Consider the following 14,718-nt stretch of genomic DNA (forward strand, 5'->3'; position numbering starts at 1 on the left):
CGATCGCACCGTTGCGGAGGGTGTTCTTACCCTCCGTATGAGCCGCCCCGAAAAGAAGAACGCGCTGAACCGCGCCATGTATCAGGCCTTGGCGGAGGGCGTGGAAACTGCGCAAGCCGACGAGGCCGTGCGCTGCGTTCTTCTACTGGGCAGTGAGGGTTGTTTTTCGTCGGGCAATGATCTCACCGACTTCGCCGATTTCGATGAGGCAGCGGGGCTCTCGGAGGTTCAGCGTTTTCTCCGGGCGCTGGTGCGCCTAGAGAAACCACTGATCGCCGGGGTCGATGGGTTGGCGGTGGGTATAGGAACCACCGTGCTCTTCCACTGCGATCTCGCCTATGCCACGCCGCGTTCGAGCTTCCGCACGCCCTTCCTCGATCTCGGCCTCGTGCCGGAAGCCGGCTCCAGCCTTCTGGCGCCCCGAACCATGGGATATCAGCGCGCCTTTTCCCTACTCGTGATGGGCGATCCGCTTTCGGCGGAAGCCGCAGTCGAGGCGGGACTGATCCTCGCCGTCAGCGATCATGCCGAAGAGGAGGTGAGGCAGGCCGCCGGGAGGCTGGCCGCGAAGCCACCCGAAGCGCTGAGGCTCGCGCGTCGGCTCATGCGCGGCGACACGGCGCCTCTGGCGGAGCGGGTGGACGCCGAATCCGCCGCCTTCGCCGAACGGCTCACCTCAGCCGAGGCTCGGGCCGCCTTTGCCGCCTTCTTCGGACGAAGAGTCCGTTGAATCAGCGGCTTGTGCCAAAGACTTCGCGCTCTTGCGAAACTTGAGGATGGTCGTGGCCGTGAACAGGAGAAACACGGCCGCGATCGCCGCGTAGGCCCAGGGGCTGCCATGGAGATAGGTGTCGATCCGGTCACCCAGGATATACGCGCCGAACCCATAGGCGCCGGACCACAGCGCCGCGCCCAGTGCATTGAAGAGCAGAAACTCCCACCAGGGAAAGCGAAGCGTTCCCGACACGAAGCCTGCGAGTTGGCGCAGAATGAGGATGAAGCGCGCGATCAGCACGATCGGCGGGCCGACTTTCTGGAACCGCGCCTCGACCATCTGGAACTTTTCGGGCGTGATGCCGAAACGCGATCCATAGCGGGCGACGAAGCGCCGGCCGAAACGATGGCCGATATAATAACCGAGATTGTCGCCCATCGTGCCGCCGAACCATGCGGCCCCGACAACGCCCCAGACATTCAGCTCGCCATGCCCGGCCATGATGCCGGCCGCGATCAGGATGCTTTCGCCGGGAAATGGCAGCCCTGTCGATTCCAGAAAGATGGAAATGAAGACAGCCACATAGCCGTAAGTCTGAAGAAGATTGTTGAGCGTTTCCAGCATGGAGCGCTAAGCCTTTTGGAGGCGAAATGGAAGCTCAGCGTTCGAACAGCGCCACGGCTTCGACATGGTGAGACCAGAGAAACTGGTCGATCGGCGTAACGGATAGGAGCTTGTACCCGCCCTCGACCAGAATCGCCGCATCACGCGCCAAGCTGGCCGGGTTGCAGGACACGGCTGCGACGCGCTTCACCGTGGACTTGGCGAGTTCGCGGCACTGCGCCTCGGCCCCCGCACGGGGCGGATCGAAGAGCACGCCATCGAAGCGATTCAGTTCCTTCGTGGTCATTGGGCGACGAAACAGATCGCGACGCTCCGTCGTCACCGGCTTCAAGCCGGGAATGCCGCGTCTGGCGTGGTCGAGCGCGGCGAGGGCGGGACTGTCGAACTCCACGCCATGGACTTGGTGACGCCGCGCCAGACGCAGTGTGAACGTGCCGATGCCGCAGAAGAGATCGGCCACCTGTTTGGCCTTGCCGAAATGCGGAAGCGCGATCTCGGCCATCGCACCTTCGGCGCTCGCCACGGCCTGAAGAAAGGCACCGGGCGGAAGCGGAACACCGATTCCATCCACATCGATGCGCGGCGCCTGCGGCTCGACGATGGTTTCCCCATCGATCGCCAAGCGCGCGACGCCCGGCGCGAGCGCAAGGCCCAGAATCCTTTGACGGAGCTTGTCGTCCAGACGCGCCGCGTCGGAAACGGCAATGTCCAGCCCGGCCGCCGTATGGGTCACCACCATGCGAAGCTCGCGCTTGCGGTCGATCATCGCGACGGCGAGCTTCTCGAAAAAGTCGAGCCGGCTTGCGATCTCGGGTACGGTCACGAGACAGGTCGAAATGGGCGCGATGCGATGGCTCAGCGCTTCATGAAAGCCGAACAGAACCCGGCTATCGACGCGAAGCGCCGAGAACACGGCGCGCCGGCGCGAATGCGGCGCGCAGGGCACCAGATCGGCGACTTCGGGCTCTAGACCGACGCGCCGGAAGGCCTCGACTACCGTCTCGCGCTTGAAGGCGCGGTAGGCCGCCTCGCTCATATGCTGAAGCTCGCAGCCGCCGCAGCGGCCGAAATGCGGGCAGGGCGCTTCCACCCGCTCGGGCGACGCGGTCTCGACCTGTAGGAGTCGACCGCGCTCGCCCTGCCGTTCGATTTCTACGGTCTCCCCCGGCAGCGTGAAGGGCACGAAAACGGCCGCGCCGCCGACATGGGCGATGCCATCGCCCTTCTGTCCCAGCGTTTCGATGGTCAGCCGTTCGGTCATGCCTTGTGTCCTATCACGAGATATTCGCGGTTGCCGTCGCCCCCTTCGATGGGCGAGGCGATGGGCGGCTCGGCGATCCAGCCCTGTTCCTGCGCCAGCCACAGCGCCATATCCTTGGCGATCCGCTCGCCCAGCGCGCTGTCGCGCAGGAGGCCATTCTTGCCGATCGCGTCCCGGCCCGCTTCGAATTGCGGTTTGACGAGAAAGACGCCATCCGCGCCAGAGCGCGCCAGACGCAGCGCGGGCGGCAGCGCGAGCGTCATCGAAATGAACGAGACATCGCAGACCACGAGATCGACAGTGCGCCCCTGCAGATGCTCCGCTTCAAGGTCCCGCGCGTTCAACCCTTCGAGAAGCGTCACGCGAGGATCGTTCCGAAGGCTCGGATGGAGCTGATCGTGTCCGACATCCACGGCGATCACATGAGCCGCGCCGCGCTCCAACAGAACCTGCGTGAAGCCGCCCGTGGACGCGCCGACATCGAGCGCGGTTCGACCTTGCACATCGATCCCGAACCGATCGAGCCCCGCGACGAGCTTCAGGGCCGCCCGCGAAACGTATCGCGCCGCCGGATCATCGAGCGTCAGTTCAGCATCCGCGCGCACCAGCTGGCCGGGCTTGGAAACAGCAGTTCCATCGACGCGCACATGCCCGCGCAGGATGGCGTCGCGCGCCCGCGCGCGGCTCTGCGCCAGGCCGCGTTCTGCGAGCAGCTGGTCAAGCCGGACGCGCGCACCGGGGGCGATCTCCGCCATCAGTTGCCAGCGGGCAGGGCGGACGATGCGAGGCGCATCACGCCTGCAACACGCGCCGCGCGCCGGTTCCCAGCGCCCGGAAGACGGCATCGACGATGCCGGCCCGGTCGAGGCCGGATGCTTTCACCATCGCTTCGGGCGAGGCATGATCCACGAACAGGTCGGGCATGGTGAGCGGGCGCACCTTGAGCCCATGATCCAGGAGGCCGTTGCGTGCGAGATGCTCCAGAACCTGCGCGGCGAAGCCGCCGGACGCGCCTTCCTCCAGAAGGATCAGAACCTCATGATGGCGCGCGAGCTGCGCGATCAGCTCACCGTCGAGCGGTTTGGCGAAACGCGCGTCTGCGACGGTGGTCGAAAGACCGAAGCCTTCGAGATCCTCGGCGGCCGCCAGAGCCTCGGTCAGGCGCGAGCCGAAGGACAGGATCGCGACCTTCGCGCCCTCTTTCAGGATGCGGCCCTTCCCGAGCGCCAGGACGGAACCGCGCTCGGGAAGATCGACGCCCGTGCCATTGCCGCGCGGATAGCGGAAGGAGATCGGTCCGTCCTCGTAGGCGACGGCCGTGCGGACCATATGGCGCAATTCCGCCTCGTCGGCGGCCGCCATGACCACCATACCGGGAAGGGGGCAGAGGAAACCCGTGTCGAAGGAGCCCGCATGGGTCGGCCCATCCGCGCCCACGAAGCCGGCGCGGTCAATGGCGAAGCGAACCGGCAGGTGCTGGATCGCGACATCATGCACGATCTGGTCATAGGCGCGCTGCAGGAAGGTCGAATAAACCGCGACAAAGGGCTTGTAGCCTTCGGTCGCCAGACCGGCCGCGAAGGTCACCGCATGTTGTTCGGCGATGCCGACATCGAAGGTGCGTTTCGGAAAGGCCTGCCCGAACAGGTCGAGCCCCGTCCCATCCGGCATGGCCGCATGGATCGCGACGATTTTCTCGTCCGCGTGCGCTTCCTGAACGAGGCTTTCGGCGAAGATTTTCGTGTAGGTCGGCGCATTGGCCTTGGGCTTGGATTGCGCCCCGGTCACGACGTCGAATTTCGAAACGCCGTGATATTTGTCGGCGCTGGCCTCGGCGGGCGGATAGCCCTTGCCCTTCTTGGTCACGACGTGAATCAGCACCGGCCCGTTGTTCGTATCGCGCACATTGCGCAAAACCGGCAGAAGGTGGTCCAGATCGTGCCCGTCGATCGGGCCGACATAGAAGAAGCCGAGCTCTTCGAAGAGCGTTCCGCCCGTCAGCAGGCCGCGCGTATATTCCTCGGTGCGGCGCGCGCCTTCGCGCATGAACTCCGGCAGATGGCGCGTCATCGCCTTGGCCCGCTCGCGCAGCGAGCGATAGGCCTTGCCGGACACGAGCCGTGCAAGATAGGCACTCATGGCGCCGGTCGGCGGGGCGATGGACATGTCGTTGTCGTTAAGGATCACGACGAGCCGCGCGTCCAGCGCGCCGGCATTGTTCATCGCCTCGTAGGCCATGCCGGCGCTCATCGCGCCGTCCCCGATCACGGCGATCACATTGTTGCGCCGCCCGTCCATCTCGCTGGCGACGGCCATGCCGAGGCCGGCGGAAATCGAGGTCGAGGAATGGCCCGCGCCGAACGGGTCGTATTCGCTTTCCGTGCGCTTTGCGAAACCCGACAGGCCGCCTTCCTGGCGCACCGTGCGCATGGCTTCGCGCCGGCCTGTCAGGATCTTGTGGGGATAGGCCTGGTGGCCGACATCCCAGATTAGCCGATCGCGCGGGGTGTCGAACACGGCATGGATCGCCACCGTCAGTTCCACGACGCCGAGGCCCGCGCCCAGATGCCCGCCCGTGCGCGAGACGGCGTCGATCAGATCGGCGCGCAACTCGTCGGCCACCTGGCGCAGGTCCGATGGGGGCAGGCGGCGCAGGTCTTCGGGGGATGCGATCTGGTCGAGAAGCGGCGTCGAAAGGGTGCTGGACAAAGCGGCGGTCTCCTGCGGAACGGGTGCCTCGCATGGACCGAACATGCAATGGCTGACAATCGGGCGGTTAGAACCATTTCAACTAGGGTTGTCCAGCCGCCGATTCCAGCGGGCGCGGCGATCAGGCCGGGTCGAGCGGCTCGGTGCCCGTCGCCTTGCCCGCGCGCGACAGCTTGATCTTTTCCACCTTGTCTTCGGCGGCGGACAGAAGCCGGTCGCAGTGGCTCTTGAGCTTCTCGCCGCGCTCATAGATGCGGATCGACATTTCCAGGGGAACGTCGCCGCGCTCCAGGTCCGAGACGATGCGCTCCAGCGCCGCCAAGGCTTCCTCGAAGCTCATGCGCTTGATGTCGGAATCGTCGGCCGGAATCTGATGGGCGGTATCGGACATGAAGATCACTTTCGTTGCGATGCCGGATCAGCCGACCATCAAACGCTTCACATGGGCCGCGGCGGATTGCGACAAGCCCTGGAGGTCGTATCCCCCCTCCAGAACGCTGACGAGCCGGTGCTGGCTGAAGCGGCCGGCAATGTCCAGAAGCTGTCCCGTCGCCCAGTCGAAATCCGCTTCGATGAGATTGAGACCGCCCAGCGGATCGCGGTGATGGGCGTCGAAGCCCGCCGAGACGATTACGAGATCTGGGCGAAAATTCTCGAGAGCCGGAAGCACTGCGTCGCGGAACGCCGTACGGAATTCGTCCGTGCCGTCATCCTCGCGCAGCGGGACATTGACGATATTGCCCGCGCCCACCTCGTCCTTCGCGCCGCTGCCGGGATAAAGCGGCATCTGATGCGTCGAGACGTAGAGAACGGAAGGGTCAGCCCAGAAGATATCCTGCGTGCCGTTGCCGTGGTGGACGTCCCAATCGACGATCGCCACCCGCTCCACACCATGCACGGCCTGCGCATGGCGCGCCGCGACGGCGGCCTGGTTGAACAGGCAGAAGCCCATCGCCGTTTCGCGCTCGGCATGGTGCCCCGGCGGGCGCGCGGCGACGAAGACGTTGCGCGCCGCGCCTGACATCACATCGTCCACGCCCGCACAGGCCGCGCCCACGCCGTGCAGCGCGGCGGTAAAGCTGCGAGGACTCACCACCGTGTCGCCGTCGATCCGGGCCAGACCCTCTTCGGGAATCGTGCGCGCGATCCGCTGCACATAGTCGAAGCTGTGGCAGCGATAGATCGCCTCCAGCGAGCCCTCCGGTGCCATGGCGCGATCGAGATTTTGAAAGGCTTCCGCCTCGAACGCGGCCTCCACAGCCGCGATTCGCTCCGGCCGCTCGGGATGGCCCGGCGGCGTCAGATGTTCCCGAAAGACCGGGTGATGATACAGGCGCGTCAGCATGGCAGCCTCCCGGCGATTGCGTCGCGTCAGATGCGGCCGGTCTGGCCGCGATGGCGCAGATAATGATCGGCGATGGCGCAGGCCACCATGGCCTCGCCGATGGGCACCGCGCGAATGCCGACGCACGGGTCATGCCGGCCTTTGGTCATCACGTCGACCTCATGCCCATCGGCATCGATCGATCGGCGCGGCGTCAGGATCGAGGAGGTGGGTTTCACCGCGAAGCGCGCCACCACCGCTTGTCCGGTGCTGATGCCGCCGAGAATGCCGCCGGCATGGTTGGAGAGGAAGACGGGCCGGCCGTCATTGCCCATCCGAATTTCGTCGGCATTCTCTTCGCCCGAGAGCGTAGCCGAAGCGAAACCATCGCCGATCTCGACGCCTTTTACGGCATTGATCGACATGAGATTGGCTGCGATGTCGGCGTCCAGCTTGCCATAGAGTGGCGCCCCGAGCCCGGCCGGAACGCCTTCCGCCACCACTTCGACGACGGCTCCGATGGATGAGCCGCTTTTGCGCGTCGCATCGAGCAGTTCTGCCCAGCGCTCGGCTGTCTGCGCGTCCGGGCAGAAGAAGGGGTTACGGCGTGTCTCGTCCCAGTCGAACCGGGACCGATCGATGGCGATGCTGCCGATCTGCACCAGCGCGCCGCGCACTGACAGGCCGGGGACGATCTGCCGGGCGATGGCGCCGGCCGCCACGCGCATTGCCGTTTCGCGCGCGGACGAGCGTCCACCGCCGCGATAATCGCGAATGCCGTATTTCATGTCATAGGCGATATCGGCATGGCCCGGCCGGTAGCGACGGGCGATGTCGCCGTAATCCTTGGAGCGCTGATCGACGTTCTGAATTTCCAGCGCGATCGGCGTGCCGGTGGCGATCAGTTCGCCCTCCGCCTCGCCCGGCATGGTACCGGAGAGAATGCGGACCTGATCGGGTTCCTGGCGCTGCGTCGTGTAGCGCGATTGGCCTGGGCGGCGCTCGTCCAGGAAACGCTGGATCATCGCCTCGGAGAGTTTCGTGCCCGGCGGTGTTCCGTCCACGACGCAGCCGATCGCCGGTCCATGACTCTCGCCCCAGGTGGTGACGCGGAACAGGTGGCCGAAGCTGTTGTGAGACATGAATGACGCGGGTCCGATGGAAAGACGGTTGGCTCGTTTACGACCTGCTAACCGGCGGCGTCAAATCGCGGATCGACGATTGGCGACGCGGCCAGGAATAAACCATAATCGAGATGGAATTTTTCCAGACTATGGCCGCGAATCGTCCTCCAAACGCCGCCCGAAAGAGATTGCTCGATGACCCGACGAATCGTCGCCTTGTTCGCCTGCTCCGCTCTCTCCGTCTCGATGAACATTTCAGCGCAGGCGGAAGAAACCGGAGGCGTGGTGGAGAAGGTCGATCATGAGCGCTCGGCTCTGAAATTGAACGACGGGACCAGCTATCTTCTGTCTCACGATATTCAGGTCGAGGCGATCACACCGGGCATGATGGTCCACATCATTCACGAACCGCTTGTCTGAGGGCAGGGACGCCCCGCAGACTATCTCCGGTGATTTCGGATTCGCTGGAAATGCTTCGGCATATTGATGTCGCCGCATCGCTCGACCACGGCGCGCGCCATCGTCTCTCGAAATCTCTCGGCGGCACATAGAGTTGTCTGACGGTCTATCAGACCCAGGCGATTTCACCATTCTCGAAACGCAGGATACGATCCTGCGGAATGTCCATCTCCGCCGCGTCTCCTCGCGATACTCCCGCGAAGCGCTGAAGGAAGGCGCGCGTCACGCCGCCATGGGCGGTCACGATGCTCGGGCCGCGCAGCTCTTCGAAAACCGGCGCGACGCGGTCCGCCAGGCTTTCATAGGTTTCCGCGCCATCGCCCGGCGGCTGGAAGTTCCACTTGTCTTCGTGCCGTTTCGCCAGCCGTTCCGGGTCGCTTTGCCCGAGCTCGCGCAGCGTATAGCCCTGCCAGTCGCCGAAATGAATTTCGCTCAGCCGCTCGTCCTGCGAGAAGGCCTCCGCGTCCAAACCCATCTCATGCCGGATGATCCGCATCGTGTCCGCCGCGCGCTGCATCGGGCTTGAGATGAACTCGAACCCCGATGCGGACGCGCCCAGAACGTTTCGCAGATACCGGCCGTTGCGGCGCGCCTGCCCGCGCCCGTAGCTGTTGAGGGGAATGTCGCTCTGTCCCTGAAGGCGACGCTCGGCGTTCCAGTCCGTCTGACCGTGACGGCAGAGATAAAGAAGCGGCATGCTCACGGATGATACTCGCTGTCAGTCCTTGACGACCGAAATATCGGGCGCATCCACCGCCTTCATTCCAACGACGTGGTAGCCGGAATCAGCATGGTGCACTTCGCCCGTCACCGAGCGGGACAGGTCGGACAGAAGATACAGACCGACATCGCCGACTTCCTCGATCGTCACGGTGCGGCGCAGCGGAGCGTTATACTCGTTCCACTTGAGGATATAGCGGAAATCTCCGATCCCGGAGGCCGCCAGAGTCTTGATCGGCCCGGCGGAGATCGCGTTGACGCGGATGTTCTTCGGGCCGAGATCGACCGCCAGATATTTGACGCTCGCCTCGAGCGCGGCCTTGGCGACGCCCATGACGTTGTAGTTCGGCATGACCTTTTCCGCGCCGTAATAGGTCAGCGTCAGCATCGATCCGCCCGAGGTCATCAGCTTCTCAGCGCGCTGGGCGACGGCCGTGAAGGAATAGACCGAGATCAACATCGTCTTGGAAAAGTTGGCCTCGCTCGTGTCGACATAGCGACCCGTCAGCTCGTCCTTGTCGGAAAAGCCGATGGCGTGAACCAGGAAATCGATCTTGCCCCACTTCTCTTCGAGCGCCTGGAAACAGGCGTCGATCGTGGCGGCATCGCCTACGTCGCAATGGCCGCAGACGAAGGCGTTCAACTCGGCCGCCAGAGGCTCGACTCGCTTGCGCAGTGCATCGCCCTGATAGGTGAAGGCCAGTTCCGCGCCTTGGTCCGCCAGTGCCTTGGCAATACCGTAGGCGATGGAGCGATTGTTCGCCACACCCATGATGAGGCCGCGCTTGCCCTTCATCAGGCCGACCGATTCAACCATGGTGCAGCTCCTCAACTCGATTCCAAATCATCATATTGGCTTTGCGCTATGGCATAGCAGCTTGAGACCAGCAAGCTTGACGGATCATCGCCTGCCGGCCCACAAGTTTTATTCCGGTCTGTTATCAGACGTTGGCGTCACGCCGTTTCTGCATCAGCGCGATCAACTCGGCATCCGGCGACTCGGGCAGCGCCACCACGAGCGAAACGAGGATGTCGCCGCGCCCGCCATCCTTGCGCGTCAGCCCCTTGCCCTTGAGCCGCAAGGTCTTTCCGGAATTCGTCCAAGGCTGAATCTTCGTCGCGATTCGCCCGTCCAGCGTTTCGATCGTGATGCGTCCGCCCAGGACCGCATCCTCCAAGGCAACTTCGTGGTCGCAGAGCAGGTCGCGTCCATCGACGCTGAAGCGGGCATGATCGACGAACTGGATGGTCACGAGCGCGTCGCCGGGCTGACCGCCGCTGATGGCGGGCGGTTGGCCCTGTCCGCGCAGACGGATGACCTGACCATCCTCCACGCCCTCTGGCAGCCGGATGGCAAGTCGCTTGCCCGTCGGGAAGACGGCTTCGACCTTCTCGTCGGACACCACCTCTTCGAGGCGGACCTTCAGCGTGGCGTTGATGTCCTCGCCCTTGGCCGAGCCGTTGCGTGCGGCCGTGAAGCCCGCGCCGCCGCGCGCTCCGCGCTTGGCGCCGCCAAAGGCCTGATCGAAGAAGTCCGAGAAGAGACCTTCGCCGAGATCGGCTGATCCGCCGCGGAAATCGAATCCGCCGCCCGTGCCGCGCGTCTGCCCGAACGGGTTCCCGCCCGCGCCACCGCCGCCGAAACCTCCAAACCCCTGAAACTTGGGCTTTCCTTCGGCGTCGATCTCGCCATTGTCGAACTTCTGACGCTTTTCCTTATCGCCCAGAATCTCGTAGGCTTGGTTGGCCTCGTTGAAGCGTGCGGCGGCCGAGGGATCGTCGGTATTGGCGTCCGGGTGATACTTCTTGGCGAGTTTGCGGAAAGCGGACTTGATCTCGCCTTCCGTGGCGGTCTTGGCGACGCCGAGAACGGTATAGGGGTCGCGCATGGAGTGTCGGCATCCTGTCTGACATGGGCGCGCCGAGCCGATCCGGCGCGGCGCAACCGGCTTGCGATTGGCTTTGACAGGTATATGGCGAGAGTCTGAAAAGAAATGAAGTCCTCCGACGGCGGCTCGCACAGCCTATCGGCCAGCCTGCCAGAGACTTTCAGCTTCGATCATGCGCCTTCGTTGAAACGGGTCAGCGTCCATTCGCCGCTGCCGCGCGTGCAGGCTTCGCCCTTGTAGACGGCCACGCCGTCGAATCTTTGACGCGAGGTCTTGAAGCTGCGGCAGATCTGGTCGCCCGCGCGCGTTTCCTGAATGCCGGTGATCGTTCCGCTCGCGCCCGTATCCGTGTTGCTCCAGGCCAGCGGCTCGGACTCCGACCGCTCCAGATTGGCCGACGACACTGCATTGCGCACCGTTCGCCCGTCCGAATCCGTTTCGGGAGACGCGGGAGGGAGCGGCTTGACGGAACTGGTCTGAATCGAATGATCCACCTTGGCCGCATCTTCCAGCGCCGCGCCGCTGATCACGGTGCAGCCGGACAGGACTGTCGCCAGACAAGTCGCCACTAGGGCCTTTCGAATCCCGTGCATGTCGCCGTTAAACCTTTGCCGTCGGCCCCGTTCGGTTCTACGAAATTGAAGGCACGAACCGGAAGATGCAGGAATGATGCTCAAAACGGCCTTAACGTTTGGTGAAACCGAGTTGCCCGCCGATCCATTCGCGGCGTTCCAGATCTGGCTTGGCGAAGCGGAGCGCTCCGAGTTGAACGACCCCAACGCCATGGCGCTCGCGACGGTCGATGCGGATGGGTTGCCGGATGTCAGAACGGTTCTCCTCAAGGGGGTCGACCCCGGCGGTTTCGTCTTCTACACGAATTTCGAGAGTCGGAAAGGGCAGGAACTGCTCGGTCAGCCCAAGGCCGCCCTCTGCTTCCATTGGAAAAGCCTGCGTCGGCAGGTCCGCGTGCGCGGCCATGTCGAAACGGTGAGCGCCGAGGAAGCCGACGCCTATTATCGCACCCGCGCCCGCATCAGCCGTCTCGGCGCCTGGGCCTCGCAGCAGTCTCGCCCGCTGGCGTCGCGCGCGGAGCTAGAGCAGCGGGTCGCAGAGTTCGACGCACGCTTTCCCGGTGAGGACATTCCGCGCCCGCCTCATTGGTCGGGTTTTCGCGTCGTCCCGGTGCAGATCGAGTTCTGGCAGGACGGAGCCTTCCGCCTTCACGACAGCTATCGCTTCGTGAAGGACGAATCCGGACAATGGGTCGCAACCCGGCTCAACCCTTGATCGCCTCGAGAAGGGGAGGGCGGAGGCTCTAAGCCTCCGTCCCGCCGACCGTGATCTGATCCATTCGTAGGTGCGGCTGGCCGACGCCGACCGGCACCCACTGGCCAGCCTTGCCGCAATTGCCGATGCCGGCATCCAGCTCCAGATCGTTGCCGACCATCGAAACGCGGTGCATCGCGTCCGGACCGTTGCCGATCAACATGACGCCCTTGAGCGCCTCGCCGATCTTCCCGTCGCGCACGCGGTACGCTTCGGTGCAGTTGAAGACGAACTTGCCCGAGGTGATGTCGACCTGTCCGCCGTTGAAGGACACGGCGTAGATTCCGTCCTTCACCGACGCGATGATCTCGTCCGGCGTATGCGAGCCCGCCAGCATCATCGTGTTGGTCATGCGCGGCATGGGCGCATGGGAATAGGACTGACGGCGGCCATTGCCGGTCGCCTCCATGCCCATCAGCCGGGCGTTCTGGCGATCCTGCATGTAGTTGACGAGACGGCCGTCCTCGATCAGCACCGTGCGGTTGGTCGGCGTTCCCTCGTCGTCGATCGACAGCGAGCCGCGCCGCTCGGCGATCGTCCCATCGTCCACGACGGTGACGCCCTTGGCCGCGACCTGCTGGCCGAGAAGGCCCGAAAAGGCCGAGGTCTTCTTGCGGTTGAAGTCGCCTTCGAGACCATGCCCCACCGCTTCGTGCAGCATGACACCCGGCCAGCCGGATCCGAGCACAATGTCGAACGTGCCTGCCGGGGCCGCCACGGCATCGAGATTGACCTTGGCGCCGCGTAGCGCTTCGTCGGCCAGCTTTTCCCAGCTCTCGTTCAGCATGAAGCCGCCGAACCCGACGCGCCCGCCGGCACCCGACGAGCCGGTTTCCTGCCGATTGCCGCGCCCCGCGACGACCGAGACGTTCAGCCGCACCAGCGGACGAACGTCCTGAAGCCATTGTCCGTCGGCGCGCAGGATTTCGACCACCTGCCATTGCGTGGCGAGCGACACGCTGACCTGACGCACCTCCTCGTCCTTCGAGCGAAGATAGCTGTCGATGTCCTGCAGCAGCTTCACCTTGGCTTCGAAGCTCGGCTGGGGAATGGGATTCTCGTCGCCATAGAGCTTGCGGTTCGTCCCGCGCGGCCCCTCCGCCGCGACGCCGCTATATCCGGCCCGAATAGCCGTGACGGTGGACGCCGCGCGACGGAGCGCCGCATCCGAAAGATCGCCGGCATGCGCGAAGCCGATGGCCTCGCCCGCGACACAGCGAAGGCCGAAACCTTGGTCCGTCGAGAAGTCGCCGGCCTTCAATCGGCCATTGTCGAAGACGAGGGATTCCTGCTCGCGATATTCCAGAAAGAGTTCGCCGTCGTCCGATCCCTTCAGCGTGTCCGAAACAAGCGCTTCGAGCTGCGGGCGGGACATGTCGAAGCGGTCGGCGAGGGAGAGGGGCATGAAAGGCTCCGGAGAACTAACGTGCCCCTGAGATAGGCGGCCCGAGCGCCCGTGTCATCCACTGACGGTCTGGAGCCGGCGCGAGGCTGGTCAGGGGAGGGCGGCAAAGCCGTCCGCGAAGCCCGCGAGATCGACCGGAATGCCGATGCCCTCTTCGGGTGTCTGAAACACGATGAAGGTCGCAGACTTGCCGCTCGACAGCGTCTGGCGCAGCGTCTCGTCCAGAATCACTTCCGCGTAGCATCCATCCTCGAAGCAGCGAACGAACTGCGCGCGGCCGATATCCTTGCCATCCACGTAGAGGCCGAGCCCATTGGGAAGAAGAATGCCGAGCGGGGCCAGCACCCGGAGAATCTGCGCCTTGCCGTCTGCGGTCTTCAACGCGAGAACCGACAGGCCGACTTCGGGCCGGTCTTCGGCGACGACATTCTGCAGCAGGGCGCATTGCTCGCCCGCCGCCCCCGCAGGTTGATCGCACACCACGGCCCAGGCACCATGCTGAGATTTGACGGTTCCCGTCTGGGCCTTTGCCGCCAGCGGCAGCATGATGAGACAAGCGGCGGCGGCCGAGGCGAGGAGGGTCTTCATGAGGTTATCCCGATGTGACGCCGGTCGGAATCGGCGCCTTGAACGAAATCAAAGGTTAAAGCATCTCGACCGGCCCCGTCGAGACGCACTGCCGCAAGTGCGAGGGAAGGGAGGCATTGCGGTCACAGCCCCGCTTATGTCGCAATCGGGCGTGGCGCGCTCGTGTTGCGAAGGAGGCGGTTTCGTGGTTGAACCGAGCCTCAGCTGCACATTAGCGGCATTCGAAATCTCGGGAGGCTCGCCGGGAGATTCGAGCGTCGATGATTCGTTCGGCAGATCGGGTTCATTTGCTTCCACGAGGGGGAGATTCGTGAAGAGAACAGCCCTTGCCGCCCTTGCTCTGGCCGGCTCGCCCCTTGCGGCGTTCGCACAGGATGCCGTGGTGCATCCCGGCCAGCCTCACCCTTGGCAGATGGGGCTTCAGGAAGCCTTGTCGCCGATCGAGGCGCAGATCCATTGGTTCAGCACCTATACGCTCTGGTTCATCGTTCCGATCGTGATCTTCGTGGCGGGTCTGCTCGCCTGGGTCGGCTTTCGCTACACCGAAGAGCGCAATCCCAAGCCGTCCCGCACG

The 14,718-nt window shown here is 64.4% G+C and carries 17 protein-coding genes; 4 read left to right on the plus strand and 13 right to left on the minus strand.

The features are described 5' to 3' along the window. Nucleotides 1–37 precede the first annotated feature (37 nt). Complete coding sequence (locus tag AUL28_RS08315; RefSeq protein ID WP_062231600.1) at nt 38–730, plus strand: crotonase/enoyl-CoA hydratase family protein; 693 nt, start codon at nt 38–40, stop codon at nt 728–730. Here AUL28_RS08315 and AUL28_RS08320 read toward each other — a convergent pair. The 7 genes from AUL28_RS08320 to aroC all read right to left on the minus strand — a co-directional run bounded on the left by AUL28_RS08320 (nt 677) and on the right by aroC (nt 7,775). Continuing rightward, nucleotides 677–1,339, minus strand: a complete 663-nt coding sequence (locus AUL28_RS08320) for a DedA family protein (RefSeq protein WP_062231602.1) — start codon at nt 1,337–1,339, stop codon at nt 677–679. The two genes, AUL28_RS08315 and AUL28_RS08320, sit on opposite strands and share 54 nt — an antisense overlap. A 34-nt stretch (nt 1,340–1,373) precedes the next feature. Beyond that, on the minus strand, nt 1,374–2,600 hold the full coding sequence (locus AUL28_RS08325) for a class I SAM-dependent RNA methyltransferase (protein ID WP_062231604.1): 1,227 nt from the start codon (nt 2,598–2,600) through the stop codon (nt 1,374–1,376). Further along, nucleotides 2,597–3,355 (minus strand): TlyA family RNA methyltransferase, encoded by a 759-nt coding sequence (locus tag AUL28_RS08330; protein ID WP_062231606.1) that lies wholly within the window; start codon nt 3,353–3,355, stop codon nt 2,597–2,599. Before AUL28_RS08330 ends, AUL28_RS08325 begins: the two co-directional genes overlap by 4 nt. A gap of 37 nt (nt 3,356–3,392) precedes the next feature. Beyond that, nucleotides 3,393–5,309, minus strand: a complete 1,917-nt coding sequence (gene dxs / locus AUL28_RS08335; protein WP_062231607.1) for a 1-deoxy-D-xylulose-5-phosphate synthase — start codon at nt 5,307–5,309, stop codon at nt 3,393–3,395. 121 nt (nt 5,310–5,430) lie between these two features. Then, nucleotides 5,431–5,700, minus strand: coding sequence for an exodeoxyribonuclease VII small subunit (locus tag AUL28_RS08340; RefSeq protein WP_058600519.1), 270 nt, complete (start codon nt 5,698–5,700; stop codon nt 5,431–5,433). Nucleotides 5,701–5,727: 27 nt separating this feature from the next. Further along, a complete protein-coding gene (locus AUL28_RS08345; protein ID WP_062231609.1) occupies nt 5,728–6,654 on the minus strand; it encodes a histone deacetylase family protein in 927 nt (308 codons plus the stop codon). Nucleotides 6,655–6,680: 26 nt separating this feature from the next. Continuing rightward, entirely contained in the window at nt 6,681–7,775 is a 1,095-nt protein-coding gene (gene aroC, locus AUL28_RS08350; RefSeq protein WP_062231611.1) for a chorismate synthase, read from the minus strand. Nucleotides 7,776–7,952: 177 nt separating this feature from the next. On the opposite strand from aroC, the gene AUL28_RS08355 reads away from it, so the two are divergent. Continuing rightward, a complete protein-coding gene (locus AUL28_RS08355; RefSeq protein WP_062231613.1) occupies nt 7,953–8,177 on the plus strand; it encodes a DUF1344 domain-containing protein in 225 nt (74 codons plus the stop codon). A 148-nt stretch (nt 8,178–8,325) separates the two neighbouring features. Here AUL28_RS08355 and AUL28_RS08360 read toward each other — a convergent pair whose 3' ends face one another. From AUL28_RS08360 to AUL28_RS08375, 4 genes are all read right to left on the minus strand, one after another. Continuing rightward, a complete protein-coding gene (locus tag AUL28_RS08360; protein WP_058633737.1) occupies nt 8,326–8,913 on the minus strand; it encodes a histidine phosphatase family protein in 588 nt (195 codons plus the stop codon). Between the two features lie 21 nt (nt 8,914–8,934). Continuing rightward, nucleotides 8,935–9,753 carry an enoyl-ACP reductase FabI gene (gene fabI, locus AUL28_RS08365; RefSeq protein WP_058633736.1) on the minus strand — a complete coding sequence of 273 codons (819 nt, stop codon included), beginning with the start codon at nt 9,751–9,753 and terminating at the stop codon, nt 8,935–8,937. A gap of 124 nt (nt 9,754–9,877) precedes the next feature. Continuing rightward, nucleotides 9,878–10,825: a DnaJ C-terminal domain-containing protein gene (locus tag AUL28_RS08370; RefSeq protein WP_058600525.1), complete on the minus strand. Its 948-nt coding sequence runs from the start codon at nt 10,823–10,825 to the stop codon at nt 9,878–9,880. A 170-nt stretch (nt 10,826–10,995) separates the two neighbouring features. Continuing rightward, nucleotides 10,996–11,418: an RT0821/Lpp0805 family surface protein gene (locus AUL28_RS08375; protein ID WP_082640345.1), complete on the minus strand. Its 423-nt coding sequence runs from the start codon at nt 11,416–11,418 to the stop codon at nt 10,996–10,998. A 76-nt stretch (nt 11,419–11,494) separates the two neighbouring features. Between AUL28_RS08375 and pdxH the strand changes: the two genes are divergently transcribed. After that, the gene (gene pdxH, locus AUL28_RS08380) at nt 11,495–12,112 is read left to right on the plus strand and encodes a pyridoxamine 5'-phosphate oxidase (protein ID WP_062231621.1); all 618 of its coding nucleotides are present in this window, start codon (nt 11,495–11,497) and stop codon (nt 12,110–12,112) included. Between the two features lie 28 nt (nt 12,113–12,140). On the opposite strand, the gene tldD is transcribed toward pdxH, so the two are convergent. Both tldD and AUL28_RS08390 read right to left on the minus strand, forming a co-directional pair. Then, nucleotides 12,141–13,556, minus strand: coding sequence for a metalloprotease TldD (gene tldD / locus AUL28_RS08385; protein ID WP_062231617.1), 1,416 nt, complete (start codon nt 13,554–13,556; stop codon nt 12,141–12,143). Nucleotides 13,557–13,646: 90 nt separating this feature from the next. After that, on the minus strand, nt 13,647–14,144 hold the full coding sequence (locus AUL28_RS08390) for an invasion associated locus B family protein (RefSeq protein WP_062231619.1): 498 nt from the start codon (nt 14,142–14,144) through the stop codon (nt 13,647–13,649). A 310-nt stretch (nt 14,145–14,454) separates the two neighbouring features. On the opposite strand from AUL28_RS08390, the gene AUL28_RS22040 reads away from it, so the two are divergent. Beyond that, nucleotides 14,455–14,718, plus strand: a 264-nt coding sequence (locus AUL28_RS22040; protein WP_280137265.1) for a cytochrome c oxidase subunit II transmembrane domain-containing protein, incomplete at its 3' end; no start/stop codon positions are given.

This window comes from Aureimonas sp. N4, assembly GCF_001463925.1.
In the GTDB taxonomy this organism is placed as follows: domain Bacteria; phylum Pseudomonadota; class Alphaproteobacteria; order Rhizobiales; family Rhizobiaceae; genus Aureimonas; species Aureimonas ureilytica_A.

Coding starts and splice junctions, on each gene's coding strand:
- AUL28_RS08315 (WP_062231600.1), top strand. CDS start 38: ATGAGCCGCCCCGAAAAGAAGAACGCGCTGAACCGCGCCATGTATCAG.
- AUL28_RS08320 (WP_062231602.1), bottom strand. CDS start 1,339: ATGCTGGAAACGCTCAACAATCTTCTTCAGACTTACGGCTATGTGGCT.
- AUL28_RS08325 (WP_062231604.1), bottom strand. CDS start 2,600: ATGACCGAACGGCTGACCATCGAAACGCTGGGACAGAAGGGCGATGGC.
- AUL28_RS08330 (WP_062231606.1), bottom strand. CDS start 3,355: ATGGCGGAGATCGCCCCCGGTGCGCGCGTCCGGCTTGACCAGCTGCTC.
- AUL28_RS08340 (WP_058600519.1), bottom strand. CDS start 5,700: ATGTCCGATACCGCCCATCAGATTCCGGCCGACGATTCCGACATCAAG.
- AUL28_RS08345 (WP_062231609.1), bottom strand. CDS start 6,654: ATGCTGACGCGCCTGTATCATCACCCGGTCTTTCGGGAACATCTGACG.
- aroC (WP_062231611.1), bottom strand. CDS start 7,775: ATGTCTCACAACAGCTTCGGCCACCTGTTCCGCGTCACCACCTGGGGC.
- AUL28_RS08355 (WP_062231613.1), top strand. CDS start 7,953: ATGACCCGACGAATCGTCGCCTTGTTCGCCTGCTCCGCTCTCTCCGTC.
- AUL28_RS08360 (WP_058633737.1), bottom strand. CDS start 8,913: ATGCCGCTTCTTTATCTCTGCCGTCACGGTCAGACGGACTGGAACGCC.
- fabI (WP_058633736.1), bottom strand. CDS start 9,753: ATGGTTGAATCGGTCGGCCTGATGAAGGGCAAGCGCGGCCTCATCATG.
- AUL28_RS08370 (WP_058600525.1), bottom strand. CDS start 10,825: ATGCGCGACCCCTATACCGTTCTCGGCGTCGCCAAGACCGCCACGGAA.
- AUL28_RS08375 (WP_082640345.1), bottom strand. CDS start 11,418: ATGCACGGGATTCGAAAGGCCCTAGTGGCGACTTGTCTGGCGACAGTC.
- pdxH (WP_062231621.1), top strand. CDS start 11,495: ATGCTCAAAACGGCCTTAACGTTTGGTGAAACCGAGTTGCCCGCCGAT.
- tldD (WP_062231617.1), bottom strand. CDS start 13,556: ATGCCCCTCTCCCTCGCCGACCGCTTCGACATGTCCCGCCCGCAGCTC.
- AUL28_RS08390 (WP_062231619.1), bottom strand. CDS start 14,144: ATGAAGACCCTCCTCGCCTCGGCCGCCGCCGCTTGTCTCATCATGCTG.